This window comes from Mucilaginibacter endophyticus (genome assembly GCF_003351025.1).
Taxonomy (GTDB): domain Bacteria; phylum Bacteroidota; class Bacteroidia; order Sphingobacteriales; family Sphingobacteriaceae; genus Mucilaginibacter; species Mucilaginibacter endophyticus.
In genome coordinates this window covers 230,877-248,147 of the sequence record NZ_QPCG01000005.1, presented here as the reverse complement: position 1 = coordinate 248,147, position 17,271 = coordinate 230,877, and the positions used below count along the sequence as shown (strand labels likewise).

Below are 17,271 nucleotides of genomic sequence, written 5' to 3'. Positions count from 1 at the left end.
TGATAATTAATTGTATTTTTGCGATTCTAAAAATTATACAGTTTTATACAGAATTACACTTTATGAGTCAGCGAACTAAGATCAAAGCATTGCTGCAAAGCCAGCAAACCGAAATTGATGTAACAGTTAAAGGATGGGTGCGTGCATTCCGTTCAAATCGTTTTATTGCTTTGAATGATGGCTCAACTAATAATAATATCCAGATAGTTGTCGATTTTGAAAACACCGACCCGGCTTTGCTTAAACGCATTACTGTTGGCGCCGCGCTAAGCGTTCAGGGTAAACTGATTGCCTCTTTAGGTAAAGGCCAAACTGTTGAAGTTGTGGCAAGCGACATTGAAATTTTAGGCGATAGCGATCCCGAAAAATATCCTATCCAACCTAAAAAACATAGCCTGGAGTTTTTGCGTGAGCATGCTCACCTGCGTTTCCGCACCAGCACTTTTGGCGCTATTTTCAGGGTACGTAACAGTCTGGCATTCGCGGTGCACCAGTTTTTCCAGGAGCGCGGGTTTGTTTACCTGCATACACCGGTAATTACCGCTTCAGACGCGGAAGGTGCCGGCGAAACATTCCACGTTACCAACTTTGACCTGGATAACATCCCGAAAACCGAAACCGGGGAGATAGATTTCAAACAGGACTTTTTTGGTCGTGCCACTAACTTAACCGTATCCGGCCAGCTGGAAGGTGAACTCGGCGCTATGGCCCTGAGCGATATTTATACTTTCGGTCCAACTTTTCGTGCAGAAAATTCAAACACAACCCGTCACCTGGCCGAGTTTTGGATGATTGAACCCGAAGTTGCATTTAACGACCTGGTTGACAACATGGACCTTGCAGAGGACATGCTGAAATACGTGATCAAATATGCATTGGATAAAAATGCCGATGATATTGAGTTTTTAACCCAGCGTTTAACCGAGGAAGAGAAAACCAAACCGCAAAACGAGCGCTCAGAAATGACACTGCTTGAAAAACTGCAGTTTTGCTTAAATAACGATTTTGAGCGCCTTACTTATACCGAGGCCATCGACATCCTGAAGGAATCAACCCCAAACAAAAAGAAAAAGTTTGTTTACCCGATTGAAGGCTGGGGCACCGATTTGCAGAGCGAGCATGAGCGTTACCTGGTTGAGAAACACTTTAAAAAACCGGTGATCCTGACAGATTATCCGAAGGAGATCAAAGCGTTTTACATGCGCCAGAACGATGACGGTAAAACCGTACGCGCCATGGACATCCTGTTCCCGGGTATTGGTGAAATTGTTGGTGGCTCTCAGCGTGAAGAACGTTTAGACAAACTGGAGCAACGTATGAACGAAATGGGCATCCCTACCGAGGAACTTTGGTGGTACCTGGACACCCGTCGTTTTGGTTCTTGTCCGCATGCAGGCTTTGGTTTAGGATTTGAGCGGTTGGTGCTGTTTGTTACCGGCATGGGCAACATCCGTGATGTGATCCCATTCCCAAGGTTCCCTAAAAACGCGGAATTTTAACCGTTGATTATTTTTTGATTTTGATGATTACGCTGATTATTACACGAGCGTAACACTATATTTAGGCTGTCGTTAAACGACAGCCTTTTTTGCTATAGCTTATGCCTTCACAGATCTTACTCGCTACCCATATTAATGCCCCCATTGAAAAAGTATTTGACATTGCCCGTAATATCGATGTACATATAGAATCAACCAAACACACCGGCGAGCAGGCTATTGCCGGACGTACAAGCGGCCTCATTGAACTTGGCGAAAGCGTTACCTGGCGGGCAAAACATTTCAGTGTATGGCAAAACCTCACTTCTAAAATCACCGAAATGGAATACCCTAATCATTTTACGGATATCATGGTTGAGGGCGCGTTCAAAAGCTTTACGCATGAGCATTATTTTTACCCCATCCTTAACCAAACCATGATGCGGGATATTTTTACGTTTGAATCGCCGGGCGGGATCTTAGGAGATCTTGTGAACGGACTTTTTCTTTCAAACTACATGACGAGGTTGTTGCTGAAAAGAAATGAAGTGATCAAACAGATTGCTGAAGCCCCCCAGCCCCCTAAAGGGTAATAGCCCACGAGTTGACAATTCCCTCCCCAGGGAGGGGTGCGTTAGGATCGCGAGTAGGCAGGGAGGGGTTTATACGTCATTTAGTGAATAAGCCTGTCGATGAAACCCCTCCCTACACCCTCCCAGGGGAGGGAATCGCACAGCCCGCACTCTTAAAAACTTCTGACTGTCTTTTGATGGGCTATTACCCTCTAAAGGGAGAGCTTAACTCCTTTAGCCTACTACGGGCAACTGTTTAAAAATCCATATATTGAGCATTCAATTATCAGACAATTTAACACCTTACCGAAATCATGACTTTCAACGCTGATATTCTTATACATCCGGGATTGGGTAATTCAGGCCCTCAACACTGGCAAAGCATTTGGGAAAAGCAGTTCAATTTCGCCCGTGTTGAACAACAGGATTGGGAAACCCCGGTTTGCCGCGATTGGGTAAAAACTTTGAACAACTATGTAAAACGCTATGATCCGTCAAACGTAATTTTAGTTGGTCACAGTCTGGCTTGTGCTGCCATAGCCTATTGGGCAAGGCAATACAATATCGGGATAAAGGGCGCATTACTGGTTGCACCGAGTGATACCAAAGCGGATAGCTATCCAACAGGTACAAGTGGCTTTACGCCGATGCCTTTAGGCAAACTGCCATTCAAATCTATAACAGTGATTAGTAACAATGATTTCTACGTAACCCCGGAACGGGCCCACCTATTTGCAGACAGTTAGGGAAGTGAAGTTGTGAATATTGGTGACGCAGGCCATATCAATGCGTCAGCAAACTATGGCGACTGGAATAAAGGGCTGGATTTATTGAAAAAACTGGATACGGGATACTAATTCATAACGTTAGCTGAAGCCATGCTTAGCTACGGACTTTAAACCTGCGGCAGCGATAATTACCTTCCCTCATCCGCACACCTGAAATTTGCACATCTGCACATTTAAATCCCCGTCAAACCAGTGTAAACATCAACTCGTAAAACATTATATCGCTCCAAATTGTCGTATCTTTATATAGATTAAAACATCGGGTTGAGCTCATCAACCGGTGAAATTAAAACCAATCGGAGTAATCAAAATATATGGAGTACAATCAATTAACGCCCGAAGAAGAAAGGGTAATATTATACAAAGGCACCGAACGTCCGTTCACAGGTTCATTGCTTAACAACAAGGCACAGGGCTTATACGTTTGCAAACGCTGCGACGCGCCGCTGTACCGTTCGGAAGATAAATTTGAATCATTTTGTGGCTGGCCAAGCTTTGATGATGAAATTCCGGGAGCTGTTCGCCGTGAGGTAGACGCGGACGGCCGCAGGGTTGAGATCTTATGCGCAAATTGTGGCGCCCACCTGGGCCACGTATTTGAAGGCGAGTACATGACCCCGAAAAATACCCGTCATTGCGTGAATTCGGTATCGATGAAATTTGTTCCGCTTGAGGACGCAAAATAAATCGTAAAACTTTGAGGAATACGCCCGTAAGTTGATGATTTACGGGCGTATTTGTTTTCCACATTTTTACAGGATGTGCAATTTATTTTACAATTTTAATTTTGATACTTTCACACAGCAAAAGCATTTCACAATTGGCAATAATTGTCGGTAAAACGTCAAGTAATTTACAATGTTAAATTATCGTAATCTGCAAGTTTCGAAGGCATTAATTTATAGCTGTGATTTTAACCCCCTCTTTTCAAGTTCATTAATTTTTAGTGTTAATAACTCCCATACACATAAGTGTTGATAACTCGGCTATTTGTGAAAAACTATCATTCACAAGTACACAACTCAAACATTAACTTTGCTCAACAAGTAATAAAAAAGGCATTCAGCCGGCAGCCCGACGCACTCGTCAATCCCTAATTAAACAATTGGCTGTCAGAAAGTTACACAACATAATTGCTAAGGAGCAATCCGATGGCATCAACAATGTAAGGCTTTATCAAAAAGTAAGGCCCGCTTTCGTGTCTGAATACCTCAACTGAAGGAAAATATAAAAAAGGTAAACGTTTATGAGTTTGGAAAACGAATTATTACTACGGGAAAACAAGGACCGGTTTGTTATCCTTCCCATCAAGTATCCCAAAATTTGGGAGATGTACAAAAAAGCGGAGGCCAGCTTCTGGACGGCTGAAGAGATCGATCTTTCGGACGACCTTAAACACTGGGAAAATCTTAATTCGGGCGAAAAACATTTCATTTCACACATCCTTGCATTTTTTGCCGCAAGTGATGGTATCGTGAACGAAAACCTGGCGGTAAACTTCATGAGTGAAGTGCAATTGCCTGAGGCCCGTTGCTTTTACGGTTTCCAGATCATGATGGAGAACATTCACTCTGAAACTTACGCCCTGCTGATAGACACCTACGTTAAAGATCCGGCCGAAAAAGACCGCCTTTTCCACGCCATAGAAACTGTACCATGCGTAGGCAAAAAAGCCGAGTGGGCATTAAAATGGATCAACAATGGCAACTTTGCCGAGCGTTTGGTTGCATTTGCGGCTGTTGAAGGTATTTTCTTCTCAGGTAGTTTTTGCTCTATATTCTGGCTTAAAAAACGTGGCTTAATGCCGGGCCTTACTTTCAGCAATGAGCTGATCTCGCGCGATGAGGGTTCGCATTGCGAATTTGCCTGCTTATTATACAGCATGCTTGAAAACAAACTTCCGCAAGAGCAGGTTACCAAAATCATTACCGATGCGGTTGAGATAGAAAAAGAATTTGTAACCGATGCGTTGCCGGTTAACCTGATAGGCATGAACGCCAAACTGATGAGCCAATACATTGAATTTGTGGCCGACAGATGGCTGAGCGAACTGGGTTACGATAAATATTATAACGCGACCAACCCGTTCGATTTCATGGAAATGATCTCGTTGCAGGGAAAAACCAACTTCTTTGAAAAACGCGTAGGCGACTATCAAAAAAGTGGTGTACTGAACGCATCGGCCGAAAGCAAGAGCTTTTCGCTTGATGATGATTTTTAGGTTTGGAGGTCAGAGGTTGGAGATTAGAGGTTAGGCTTTACTCCAATATCAGGCAATCCTCAAATCAGGAAAATCAAGGTTCAGGTTCAAGAAAATAATCAAATCACAATAATATTAACTAAAAAAGCTTCGCTTTTAACGGGGCAAAAGGAGGGGGAAAATGTTCGTAATAAAAAGAGACGGTAGAAGAGAGTCCGTAAAATTTGACAAGATCACAGCACGTATTGAAAAACTGTGCTACGGGTTTCAGTTAGTTGACCCTATTGATGTAGCTAAAAAGGTAATTGAAGGTTTATTTGATGGCGTAACCACCTCCGAGCTGGATAACCTGGCTGCCGAAACCGCCGCTTCATTAACCACCAAGCACCCTGATTATGCTTTGCTGGCTTCGCGTATAGCGGTATCAAACCTGCATAAAAACACCATCAAATCGTTTTCTGAAACCATGCGCCTCCTGCATGAATATGTTGACAAGAAAACCGGTAAAGATGCCTCACTTATTGCTGATGATGTTTGGGAAGTGATCCAGGAAAACGCTGAGTTACTTGATAGCACCATCATTTATGACCGCGACTTTGGTTTCGATTACTTCGGCTTTAAAACCCTTGAAAAATCGTACCTGTTAAAAATAGACGGTAAAATTGCTGAGCGTCCTCAACATTTGTTCATGCGTGTATCGGTAGGTATCCACAAACACGATATTGAAAGCGCTATTAAAACATACCATTTAATGAGCGAGCGTTGGTTTACACATGCTACACCAACCCTGTTCAATGCTGGTACACCAAAACCACAAATGTCGTCATGCTTCCTGTTAACCATGAAAGATGACAGCATTGAAGGCATCTACGATACTTTGAAACAAACCGCTAAAATTTCGCAAAGCGCGGGTGGTATCGGTTTAAGCATCCACAATGTAAGGGCGACAGGTTCATACATCAGCGGCACTAACGGTACCAGCAATGGTATTATCCCAATGCTGCGTGTATTTAATGATACTGCACGTTATGTAGATCAGGGCGGTGGTAAACGTAAAGGCGCTTTCGCTGTTTACTTAGAACCTTGGCATGCCGATATTTTCGAATTCCTCGACCTGCGTAAGAACCACGGTAAAGAAGAAATGCGTGCCCGTGACTTGTTCTATGCCCTTTGGGTATCTGACCTGTTCATGCAACGCGTTGAAGCTAATGAAGATTGGAGCTTATTTTGCCCGCACGAAGCACCAGGCTTAGCCGATTGCTGGGGTAAAGAATTTGAAGAGCTTTATACCAAATACGAAAAAGAAGGCCGTCAGCGCCGCACTGTAAAAGCACAAGAGCTATGGTTTGCAGTACTTGACGCTCAGGTTGAAACCGGTACACCATACTTATTATATAAAGATGCTGCCAACGGTAAATCAAACCAGCAAAACTTAGGTACCATTAAAAGCTCAAACCTTTGCACCGAGATCATTGAGTATACCGATGCAAACGAAGTAGCTGTTTGTAACCTGGCTTCATTAGCATTGCCACGCTACATCAACAATGGTGCTTTTGACCATGATAAACTATACGAAGTAACTTACCAGGCTACCGTGAACCTTAACAGGATCATTGATGGTAACTACTACCCTGTTAAAGAAGCCGAGTATTCAAACTTACGTCACCGTCCTATCGGCTTAGGTGTACAAGGTTTGGCCGATACTTTCATCCAGCTGCGTATGCCGTTTGAAAGCGATGAAGCTAAAAAACTGAACATCGAGATTTTTGAAACCATCTACTTTGCAGCTATGACAGCTTCAAAAGATATGGCTATAAAAGATGGCGCTTATGAAACATTCAAAGGCTCACCACTGTCACAAGGTAAATTCCAGTTTGACCTGTGGGGTGTAAAACCGGAAAGCGGTCGTTGGGATTGGGAAAACCTGCGTTTAGATGTAATGAACCATGGCGTACGTAACTCATTGTTAGTTGCGCCTATGCCAACAGCGTCTACCTCACAGATATTAGGTAACAACGAGTGCTTTGAACCATATACCTCAAACATTTACACCCGTCGTGTATTAAGTGGTGAGTTCATTGTAGTGAACAAATACTTATTACGTGACCTGGTTAACCTTGGCTTGTGGAGCACCAGCATGAAAGATAAGATCATCAGTGCAAATGGTTCAATCCAGGAGATTCCTGAGATCCCTGCTGATATCAAAGCATTGTACAAAACTGTTTGGGAAATCAAAATGCGTAGCATTATTGATATGGCTGCCGACAGGGGCGCGTACATTTGCCAGTCGCAATCATTGAACCTGTTCATCAACTCGCCAAATGCTTCAAAACTGACTTCAATGCACTTCTATGCATGGAAAAAAGGCTTGAAAACAGGTATGTACTACCTGCGTACACAAGCAGCTTCGCAAGCGGTTAAATTTACCGTTGAGAACCAAGGTGGTAAAAACATGGATCCGGTTATCCCAGCCGTTGTTGACGCCGTTGCCGACGAAATTCCTGCAGGCCCAACCTGTTCAATGGAAGAAGGCTGCGTAACTTGCTCAGCGTAAGTTTTTAGTCGGGTAAGTCCGTATATAATTTTCAAAGCCCATAGACTACGGTTTATGGGCTTTTTGTTTTAGTGGGATTTCGTTGACATTCAATTTATGTTTAATTGATACTTTTGATGATCGGCATTTGCAGCTCCATCTTACGGACTTGCGGACTTACCGACTTTCGGACTAAATAAAGAAATGCCCAAACACGAGATTATCCGCTGCGAACGTTGCGAAACGCCTTTTGAATGTAAAGCCAACTCATTCACCAAGTGCCAGTGCAGTACGGTTCAGCTTACATTGAATGAGGTTCAGTATGTAAGTGAATTATATGATGGATGCTTGTGCGCCAACTGTTTGCTCATTATTCAGCAGGAGTATAGGGAGAGCATGGGGTTGGTTTGATTTGAAATGTGGCCACTCTATTTTTTAAGATAAACAACTACTTATTACATCCCGTCAAAGCGAGGTACGAAGACAACCAACCGAAGGGAGCTCATTAATACCTATAAAAACAAATTATAATTATTAATAATCCGCGAGCAGCAAAGCAGCTATAAAGGTTAGCCCTGTATAGTTTAAGATTGCTTTGTACCTACCCATGACATAATTAAAAAACGGGGTCATGCTGAGCCTGTCGAAGCATAGCGGGGTGGGCCTCTACGCACGTCCTTCGACAGGCTCAGGATGACAAGCCCTCCACACCTAATGTCATATCACCTTCACAGGCCAATGGATTTAAATACTAAAAATGAAGTTTTTACCATTCCATTTTCATTAAATACCCACATCAAATTAATCCTTTTCATTTTCCATTAGTCATATATGTGTACATCTTCAATAAAGATGATGGATTAAAGAATTTACGCCATGAAAAGGAAATTTGTTGCTTTGGCACTATTAATATCAGCAGTAGTATCTGTAACCTCAGGTTGTGTAGTACGTGAAGATTATGGTCACCATCACAGGTACCGCAACGGATATAATAACGGTTATAATAATGGCTACCAGAATGGTAGCGATCATGGCCATTATCACGACCGCGGTTATTAAGATTGTTAATTTAAGTTTTCTATAAGTAGTTTAGTGAGTGATGAAAGAGGGCGTCGGGTTTTACCGGCGCTCTTTTTATGGTTAAAACAAATTATATATCGAATATTAAAAAAAAACGAAATTTAATTTTAAAATATTCAAATTAAATTTTATGTTTGATGATAAATTAACCATTTTTCCTAATTAACTAAAAGATATTATGGGCCGGCCCGCTGTCACCTAAACCTGGTTACATCGGTAACCGGCCCTTTTTCTATACACACATATTTGCAATAGGGATGGAAGTGGATACCGGCCATTGCGCGTAAGGCCGGCAGGCGTATGAACGTACAGCCCGGGCCGAAGGCATTGCCCAAGTTATCTGAACCGGGATTAAACGGATTGGCGGATTTATCGGATTTGTCTGAACTCGAATTAAACGAATTAAAGAATTTATTGAAATTATTGCTTCTGTTAATTCTTTAATTCCAGAAATCCGGGTTCAGACAAATCCGTGTTTAGAAAGAATTACAACCATCACGCCATCAACTTCTTCCCCTCAAAAAAACTTTCACACAACTACTTGAAAATCAAAAATAATGTTCGTACTTTTGCAGTCCCGAAATGCGGGATAAAATAATTAGACAAAAAAGCAAGAAATGCCTACTATTCAGCAATTAGTTAGAAAAGGTAGAGTAGCTCTGGTTGACAAGAGTAAGTCACCAGCGTTGGACAGCTGTCCACAGCGAAGAGGCGTATGCACACGTGTGTATACCACTACCCCTAAAAAACCAAACTCAGCAATGCGTAAAGTTGCCCGTGTGCGCTTAACCAACGGTAAAGAAGTAAACGCTTATATCCCAGGTGAAGGTCACAACTTACAGGAGCACTCTATCGTTTTGATCCGCGGTGGTCGTGTTAAAGACTTACCAGGTGTACGTTACCACATCATCCGTGGTGCACTGGATACATCAGGTGTAGCTGGCCGTAACCAACGTCGTTCAAAATATGGTACCAAACGTCCTAAACCAGGTCAGGTAGCAGCAGCGCCAACAAAAGGTAAAAAGAAATAATTAAGGAGGATAGAAAGCAATGAGAAAGTCAAAACCAAAAAAGAGAATTATCCTTCCTGATCCAAAGTTCAATGATACTTTGGTAACAAGGTTTGTAAACAATATGATGTATGATGGTAAAAAATCTACCGCATACGCTATATTCTACAACGCCGTTGAAATTGTTGAGAAAAAAACAAGCGAAAACGGTTTAGAAACCTGGAAAAAAGCTTTGAACAACGTAATGCCTGCTGTTGAAGTAAAAAGCCGCCGTGTAGGTGGTGCTAACTTCCAGGTACCTACAGAGGTTCGTCCTGAGCGTAAAGTAGCTTTGGGTATGAAATGGCTGATCAGCTATGCTCGTCGCCGTGGTGAAAAAACCATGATGGAGAAATTAGCCGGCGAAATCATCTCAGCAGCTAAAGGCGAGGGTGCCGCTGTTAAGAAGAAAGAAGATACGCACAAAATGGCTGAGGCTAACAAAGCGTTCTCACACTTCAGGTTCTAAAAGATTTAGATTACACCGATTTAATAATAAGATTACACCGATTATTTACGTTTACACTTTTTAATCGGTGTAATCATTAAAGGGTCAAGTGAAATCACAAAACAAATAAAATGTCAAGAGATCTAAAATATACAAGAAACATTGGTATTGCCGCTCACATTGATGCTGGTAAAACTACCACTACCGAGCGTATCCTTTACTATGCTGGTGTAAGCCACAAAATTGGTGAGGTACACGAAGGTGCCGCTACTATGGACTGGATGGCCCAGGAGCAGGAACGTGGTATCACCATCACTTCGGCTGCAACAACCGTAAACTGGAAATACCGTAACCATAACTATCACATGAACATCATTGATACCCCGGGTCACGTGGACTTTACCGTAGAGGTAAACCGTTCATTACGTGTACTTGATGGTTTGGTGTTCTTATTCAGCGCGGTTGACGGTGTTGAGCCTCAGTCAGAAACTAACTGGCGTTTGGCTAACAACTACAACGTACCGCGTATTGGTTTCGTTAACAAAATGGACCGCTCTGGTGCCGATTTCTTAAACGTGGTAAAACAAGTTAAAGAAATGTTGGGCAGCGTTGCTATCCCATTGCAGTTACCTATCGGTGCTGAAGACCAGTTTAAAGGTGTGGTTGATCTGATCAACTTCCGTGGTATTGTTTGGAATGAGCATGATAAAGGTATGACCTTTACCGAAGTGCCTATCCCTGCCGATATGCTTGACGAAGCTACTGAGTGGAGAGAGAAATTATTGGAAGCAGTTGCTGAGTTTGATGACTCTTTAATGGAGAAATTCTTTGAAGATCCTACAACCATCACTGAGCGCGAAGTATTAGACGCTTTACGTCAGGCTACTTTGGCCGGCAAAATCGTTCCGATGACTTGCGGTTCATCTTTCAAAAACAAAGGTGTACAAACCATGCTTGACTATGTGATGGAGTTAATGCCTTCACCTCTTGATTCAAAAGGTGTTGTTGGTACTAACCCTGACACCGGTGCCGAAATTTTGGTTAAACCAGACGTTAAAGAACCATTTGCAGCATTAGCATTTAAAATTGCTACCGACCCATTCGTAGGTCGTTTGTGCTTCATCCGTGTTTACTCTGGTAACCTTGATGCAGGTTCATACGTGTACAATATGCGTTCAGAAAGCAAAGAGCGTATCAGCCGTATATTCCAGATGCATGCTAACAAGCAAAACCCTATCCCTAACGTGGGTGCAGGTGATATTGCTGCGGTAGTAGGCTTTAAAGATATCAAAACAGGTGATACCCTTTGCGACGAGAAACATCAGTTGGTTCTTGAGTCGATGGTATTCCCTGAGCCGGTTATCGGTTTGGCAATTGAGCCTAAAACTCAGGCCGACGTTGATAAATTAGGTATCGCTTTAGGTAAACTGGCCGAAGAGGATCCAACTTTCCGCGTACAAACAGATCAAGATACTGGTCAAACAGTTATCTCTGGTATGGGTGAGTTACACCTTGATATTTTGATGGACCGTTTAAAACGCGAGTTTAAAGTGGAAGTTAACCAGGGTGCTCCTCAGGTAGCTTACAAAGAGGCTATCACAGGTACTATTCAACACCGTGAAACTTACAAGAAACAAACTGGTGGTCGTGGTAAATTCGCGGATATCCAGGTTGTTATCTCTCCAGCCGACGACAACAAAGAAGGCTTGCAGTTTGTTAACGAAATTGTTGGTGGTTCAATTCCACGTGAGTTTATCCCATCTGTTGAAAAAGGCTTCAAAGCCGCTATGGACAATGGTGTACTTGCAGGTTACCCACTTACAAGCTTAAAAGTTCGTTTGATTGATGGTTCATTCCACGCTGTCGATTCGGACGCGTTATCATTCGAGATCGCCGGTCGTTCTGCTTACCGTGAGGCATTGCCTAAATGTAAACCGGTATTGCTTGAGCCAATCATGAAAATCGAGATCTTAACCCCTGAAGAAAACATGGGTGATGTTATCGGTGACATGAACCGTCGTCGTGGCCAACTGCAAGGTATGGACACCCGTAACGGTGCACAGGTAATCAAAGCAATGGTACCACTTTCTGAAATGTTTGGTTACGTAACTCAATTACGTACTATCACTTCAGGCCGTGCAACTTCAACTATGGAGTTTGACCACTACGCTGAAGCACCTCGTAACGTACAGGACGAAGTTGTTGCCAAATCAAAAGGCCGCAAACAAGTTGCTATCGACTAATAATCAATTTTAAATTACTGAATCAGCTACTATAGCTGATTCAGTAATTCAATAAATAATAAAAATCAACTATCCCTAATAAATAGCTCTTAGGGTAGTTAAAATTCAAATTAACAATGAGCCAAAGAATCAGGATCAAATTGAAATCTTACGATTACAACCTGGTAGACAAATCTGCCGAGAAAATCGTAAAAACAGTAAAGCCAACTGGCGCTGTAGTTAGCGGACCACTTCCGTTACCAACCGAAAAGAAAATCTTCACCGTATTACGTTCACCACACGTAAACAAAAAAGCACGTGAGCAATTCCAACTTTGCTCATACAAGCGCTTATTAGACATTTACAGCTCTAACTCAAAAACTGTAGATGCCCTGATGAAGCTTGAATTGCCAAGCGGTGTTGAGGTTGAGATCAAAGTTTGATAGACGACCGGCCCACTGAAAGGTGTGGGACAAAAAATAAAAAAGACCATTTGCGTAAGCGGATGGTCTTTTTTGGTTGGATATATTTATTGCATTAGCTGTAAGGAAATGAAGCAATCATCACCAGCCGTCATTGCGAGGCACGAAGCAATCCCCAACTTTACCGGACAACCATGCCAATCTCCCCTGTATAGTTCGCGATTGCTTAGTACCTCGCAATCACGTATGTTTTAACAATTTATTTAAGCAAGCTGCTGTTGGGGGGCGTTGCCTGCGGCCCGGGCTGTGCGCTCATACGCCTGCAGGCCTTATTCACGGGCCGGTATCCGCTCCCATCCCTAACGCGGAACTTTGTCTGAACCATGATTTATAGGATTTACAGGATTATAGGATTTTCCTGTATAGAGGTAGACTAAACTCAAGAAATCCTAAAATCAAGTGCATCAAGGTTCATAATCAACGGTTATCTTTGCCGCTATGCTGATATCACCATCTACCCTACGCTCATTCACCGAAGATATATTTAAAGCCATAGGCTGCAGTCATGAACACGCTGTATTAGCTGCTGATGTGCTGCTCAAATCTGATCTGCGGGGTATTGACTCGCATGGCGTGGCCCGTTTAAGCGGCTATGTACGCCTGTGGGAGAAGAAACGCATTAATCCTACTCCCAACATCCGGATAGTTCACGAAACGCCTACAACAGCTACCATTGATGGCGATGCGGGTCTTGGATTGGTGATTGCACCTTACGCGATGGAAGTAGCCATAAAAAAAGCCGAATTATATGGTTCGGGTTGGGTTTCGGTGCGTAATTCCAATCATTTTGGTATCGCCGGTTATCACGGGCTCATGGCTGTGGAGAAAGATATGATAGGCTTTGCCATGACTAATGCAAGTCCGTTGGTGGCGCCTACTTTTTCAAGCGAACGACTTCTGGGTACCAATCCCATGTGTTATGCTTTTCCGGCAGGTAAATACCCACCGGTGATAGTTGATTTGGCAACCTCGGCTGCGGCTAACGGTAAGCTGGAAATAGCCCAGCGTTTGGGAAAACAAGTGCCCGAAGGTTGGATCCAGGATAAAGAAGGTAATTATACAACAGATCCTCACGCATTGAAAACCGGCGGCTCACTCCTTCCCCTGGGTAGCGACCGTGATCATGGCAGCCACAAAGGTTTTGGGCTCAGCGCTACGGTAGATATTTTATCGGCAGTGTTGTCTGGCGCAAATTATGGCCCATGGGTACCACCGTTTGTAGCATTTCTTGATCCGCCTAACGATCCGGTTGGCGCAGGCATAGGGCACTTTTTAGGCGCTATGCGCGTTGATGGCTTCCGCCCGGTAGACGAGTTTAAAAATCATTTAGATAACTGGATAGAACGCTTTAAATCATCGGCGACAGTTGGCGCTGATCAAAAAGTGATCATCCCCGGCGAACCCGAACTGGAAGCCGAAGCCGATAGAATGGTTAATGGTATCCCGTTAGTTGATTCCGTTGTTGAAGATTTAAATAAACTGGCGGAAAGGTTTGGAATAGAGCCACTACCGCGGGTTTAGCACAGCGTAACCCGTTGGGACTATGGTTTCAGCTTACACAAAAGTTCAGCTGAAAGCTGAAACCATGCTAAACCACGGGCTGGAAGCCCGCGGCAGTTATATAAAAGTAAAGGCCTGTTTTGCTCCGCAAAACAGGCCTTTAACTATTGTTCCCCCCTTTAGGGGGTTAGGGGCGTCGACTAATGGATCAGATTAAACAACCTGCTCCAGCGGATCTTGTGGATAAACGAAGCATTATCGTCAACACTCATCCAGATAAACAATGCCTTGCCTACAATATGATCTTCAGGAACAAAACCCCAGAAACGTGAATCTTCTGAATTATGACGGTTATCGCCCATCATAAAATAATAGTTAAGTTTAAAGGTGTAACTATCCGCTTTTTTACCATTAATCAAGATGTCGTTACCATTCACCTCAACCTTGTTGCCTTCATAAACCGCAATAGCGCGACCGTAGATTGGGAACGTTAAACTATCCAGTTTTACTGTCCAGCCAGCTTTAGGTACTATGATAGGTCCGTAATTATCTACGTTCCATTTATAATCAGGGGTGTTTGCCCCTAATTTGTAATTAGAGAATATGGTTGGATAAACCGGGTTCATTGGATCGGACGCGCCTCCTGGCGTTAACCTTGGTGTAACCGATTTGATGTTAGAATATCCTCTTAACGCTTTCGCTGACTCTTCGGTGGTATTGGTTATAAACTCGTTGTTGTTTATAGATGAGAGATCTGACAGGTGTAGATCGGTTGCAATCTGCGGATTAAGCTCATTTCCATCTGTTTTAACGTCATAAGTGATCTCACCTTTAGGAGGCGTAATAGCCGCCTTGCCATTTATAAACACCTGTGCGTTAACAACACTCAGTGTATCGCCTGGCGTACCCTGACAGCGCTTGATATAGTTCTCACGCTTATCAACCGGCCTAAAATACGGCGAATCGGCATCCATCGGGTAGTTAAATACCACCACATCGCCTTTCTTGATATCGGCTAATCCTGGCAAACGGTAGTATGGCAGTTCGATACCATCCCAGTAAGCCTTTGTGTTAATAAGCGGCATGGTATGGTGTGCAAAAGGGAACGCGACAGGTGTCATGGGTAAACGCGCGCCATAGTTCACTTTGCTTACAAATAGGTAATCGCCAATAAGCAATGAGCTTTCCATCGAAGCGCTGGGAATCACATAAGCCTCAATAAATAAAGTACGGATCAAGGTAGCGGCAATTACCGCAAAGATGATAGCATCAGCCCACTCACGTGCCTGGGTCTTCTTTAAGGCAATCTTATATTTTGTCCTAAACTCCGGACTGGCCGATTGACCTAAATATTTAGTGTCTTTATCATTACCCCATTTAGGGAAGTAAATAAAAGGCAAAACAACACCCTGGGCATGTTCGGCAAAGGTGAACTTACCGTACGATTTCAAAAAATCAACAATCAGGCCTAAAGCTATTAAAAAGTTTAAACCAGGTATAAGCAACATGATAAACCACCATGCAGGCCTTCCGGTGAGCTTAATGATGATAAAAAAGTTATAGAGTGGTACAATGCCCTCCCAACCTGGTCTTCCTGCCTTTTCAAACAGTTTCCACAAACCTGCAAATGGTAATACTATAAAAAGAACAAATGCAATTACTAATCCTATTCCGTTCACTTCAGTGTTTTTATATTTTCAATTAATGTATGCCCCTGAACAGCCTGTTCCACCTTATTTTATCAAAGAAAGTGGCTGTACTGTCAATACTCATCCAGGTAAATAATGCCTTACCTACCACGTGATCTTCAGGAACAAAGCCCCAAAAGCGCGAATCTTCCGAATTATGACGGTTATCACCCATCATAAAATAGTAGTTAAGCTTAAAGGTATAAGTATCGGCTTTTTTTCCGTTAATCATGATATCCTTACCAACAACATTTACTTTATTGTTTTCATAAAGCTCGATAGCGCGCCCATAAACCGGGAAAGTGAGGCTATCCAGTTTAACAGTCCAGCCTTTTTTGGGGATAATAATGGGCCCGTAGTTGTCAACATTCCATTTAAAATCCGGGAAGTTAGGCGTGATCTTATAACGTGGATATTTGACTGGATAAACCGGGTTCAGCGGATCGCTGGTGCCTTTAAGTGTAACGGCCGGCACAATTGATTTTACGTTTGAATACGTTTTCAAGGTAGCTGCAGACTCTTTTCCCATCATCATTTCGTAACGGTTACCGGTATTTCCCCTGATCTCTATTTTAAGTTCATTTAAAATAGCCGGGTTAAACTCCTGACCGTTGGTTTCAACAAAATAACCTTCTTTGCCTCGTTCAGGACTTGGTGCGGCTTTGCCATTGATATAAACCTGCGCGTCTACAACACTTAAAGTATCGCCCGGAGTTCCCTGGCAACGTTTGATAATGTTCTCGCGTTTATCAACAGGCCTGAAATAAGGCGAATCAGCCTCTATCGGCGCGTTAAATACAACGATATCCCCTTTTTTAATGTCGCTTAAACCCGGCAGACGATAATAAGGTAATTTTACACCACCCCAATAGGCCTGAGTGCCCCATGGCGTTGTATGGTGCATAAACGGAAACGAAACAGGTGTTATCGGCATCCTTGCACCATAGTTAACCTTGCTCACAAACAGGTAGTCACCAATTAAAAGCGAGTTCTCCATCGAACCGCTGGGGATCACGTAGGCTTCGATAAATAGCGTACGGATAAGGGTAGCGGCTATTACTGCAAATATGATGGCATCGCCCCATTCACGGAGCGCGCTTTTTTTCTTTTTTACTTTACTTGAATCTTTCTTTTTCCAGAATTTCCAGTTCATATTCTTGATGTGCAAATGTGCTTCAATGTGCAAATTTCAGATGTGCAAATGTGCAGATTTTTTAATGTTTATATTTTA

14 protein-coding genes and 1 pseudogene are annotated in these 17,271 nt (G+C 43.0%); 13 read left to right on the top strand and 2 right to left on the bottom strand.

The features are described 5' to 3' along the window. Positions 1–62: 62 nt before the first annotated feature. The 13 genes and pseudogenes from asnS (at position 63) to DUL71_RS21080 (ending at position 14,373) form a co-directional block, all read left to right on the top strand. Positions 63–1,499, top strand: a complete 1,437-nt coding sequence (gene asnS / locus DUL71_RS21140) for an asparagine--tRNA ligase (RefSeq protein ID WP_114939944.1) — start codon at positions 63–65, stop codon at positions 1,497–1,499. Positions 1,500–1,600: 101 nt separating this feature from the next. After that, positions 1,601–2,071 carry an SRPBCC family protein gene (locus DUL71_RS21135; RefSeq protein ID WP_114939943.1) on the top strand — a complete coding sequence of 157 codons (471 nt, stop codon included), beginning with the start codon at positions 1,601–1,603 and terminating at the stop codon, positions 2,069–2,071. Between the two features lie 293 nt (positions 2,072–2,364). After that, positions 2,365–2,907, top strand: a pseudogene (locus DUL71_RS21130) (RBBP9/YdeN family alpha/beta hydrolase). 245 nt (positions 2,908–3,152) lie between these two features. Beyond that, complete coding sequence (locus DUL71_RS21125; RefSeq protein ID WP_114939942.1) at positions 3,153–3,524, top strand: methionine-R-sulfoxide reductase; 372 nt, start codon at positions 3,153–3,155, stop codon at positions 3,522–3,524. 560 nt (positions 3,525–4,084) lie between these two features. Further along, the gene (locus DUL71_RS21120) at positions 4,085–5,059 is read left to right on the top strand and encodes a ribonucleoside-diphosphate reductase small subunit (RefSeq protein ID WP_091212919.1); all 975 of its coding nucleotides are present in this window, start codon (positions 4,085–4,087) and stop codon (positions 5,057–5,059) included. Between the two features lie 160 nt (positions 5,060–5,219). Continuing rightward, a complete protein-coding gene (locus DUL71_RS21115) occupies positions 5,220–7,592 on the top strand; it encodes a ribonucleoside-diphosphate reductase subunit alpha (RefSeq protein WP_112574739.1) in 2,373 nt (790 codons plus the stop codon). A 183-nt stretch (positions 7,593–7,775) separates the two neighbouring features. After that, the gene (locus DUL71_RS21110) at positions 7,776–7,982 is read left to right on the top strand and encodes a cysteine-rich CWC family protein (RefSeq protein ID WP_114939941.1); all 207 of its coding nucleotides are present in this window, start codon (positions 7,776–7,778) and stop codon (positions 7,980–7,982) included. 465 nt (positions 7,983–8,447) lie between these two features. Further along, positions 8,448–8,630, top strand: coding sequence for a hypothetical protein (locus DUL71_RS21105; RefSeq protein ID WP_112574741.1), 183 nt, complete (start codon positions 8,448–8,450; stop codon positions 8,628–8,630). A gap of 638 nt (positions 8,631–9,268) precedes the next feature. Then, positions 9,269–9,682, top strand: a complete 414-nt coding sequence (rpsL, locus tag DUL71_RS21100) for a 30S ribosomal protein S12 (protein WP_073405808.1) — start codon at positions 9,269–9,271, stop codon at positions 9,680–9,682. 19 nt (positions 9,683–9,701) lie between these two features. Then, positions 9,702–10,169 (top strand): 30S ribosomal protein S7, encoded by a 468-nt coding sequence (gene rpsG / locus DUL71_RS21095; protein ID WP_110585619.1) that lies wholly within the window; start codon positions 9,702–9,704, stop codon positions 10,167–10,169. 110 nt (positions 10,170–10,279) lie between these two features. Continuing rightward, positions 10,280–12,391 carry an elongation factor G gene (gene fusA / locus DUL71_RS21090; RefSeq protein ID WP_091212900.1) on the top strand — a complete coding sequence of 704 codons (2,112 nt, stop codon included), beginning with the start codon at positions 10,280–10,282 and terminating at the stop codon, positions 12,389–12,391. Positions 12,392–12,507: 116 nt separating this feature from the next. Further along, positions 12,508–12,813, top strand: a complete 306-nt coding sequence (rpsJ, locus tag DUL71_RS21085) for a 30S ribosomal protein S10 (protein WP_022830652.1) — start codon at positions 12,508–12,510, stop codon at positions 12,811–12,813. A 477-nt stretch (positions 12,814–13,290) separates the two neighbouring features. Beyond that, on the top strand, positions 13,291–14,373 hold the full coding sequence (locus DUL71_RS21080; RefSeq protein WP_114939940.1) for an Ldh family oxidoreductase: 1,083 nt from the start codon (positions 13,291–13,293) through the stop codon (positions 14,371–14,373). Positions 14,374–14,552: 179 nt separating this feature from the next. On the opposite strand, the gene lepB (DUL71_RS21075) is transcribed toward DUL71_RS21080, so the two are convergent. Together lepB (DUL71_RS21075) and lepB (DUL71_RS21070) are read right to left on the bottom strand one after the other, a co-directional pair. Further along, on the bottom strand, positions 14,553–16,031 hold the full coding sequence (gene lepB / locus DUL71_RS21075; RefSeq protein ID WP_114939939.1) for a signal peptidase I: 1,479 nt from the start codon (positions 16,029–16,031) through the stop codon (positions 14,553–14,555). Positions 16,032–16,053: 22 nt separating this feature from the next. After that, positions 16,054–17,193 carry a signal peptidase I gene (lepB, locus tag DUL71_RS21070; RefSeq protein ID WP_114939938.1) on the bottom strand — a complete coding sequence of 380 codons (1,140 nt, stop codon included), beginning with the start codon at positions 17,191–17,193 and terminating at the stop codon, positions 16,054–16,056. Between the last annotated feature and the right edge of the window lie 78 nt (positions 17,194–17,271).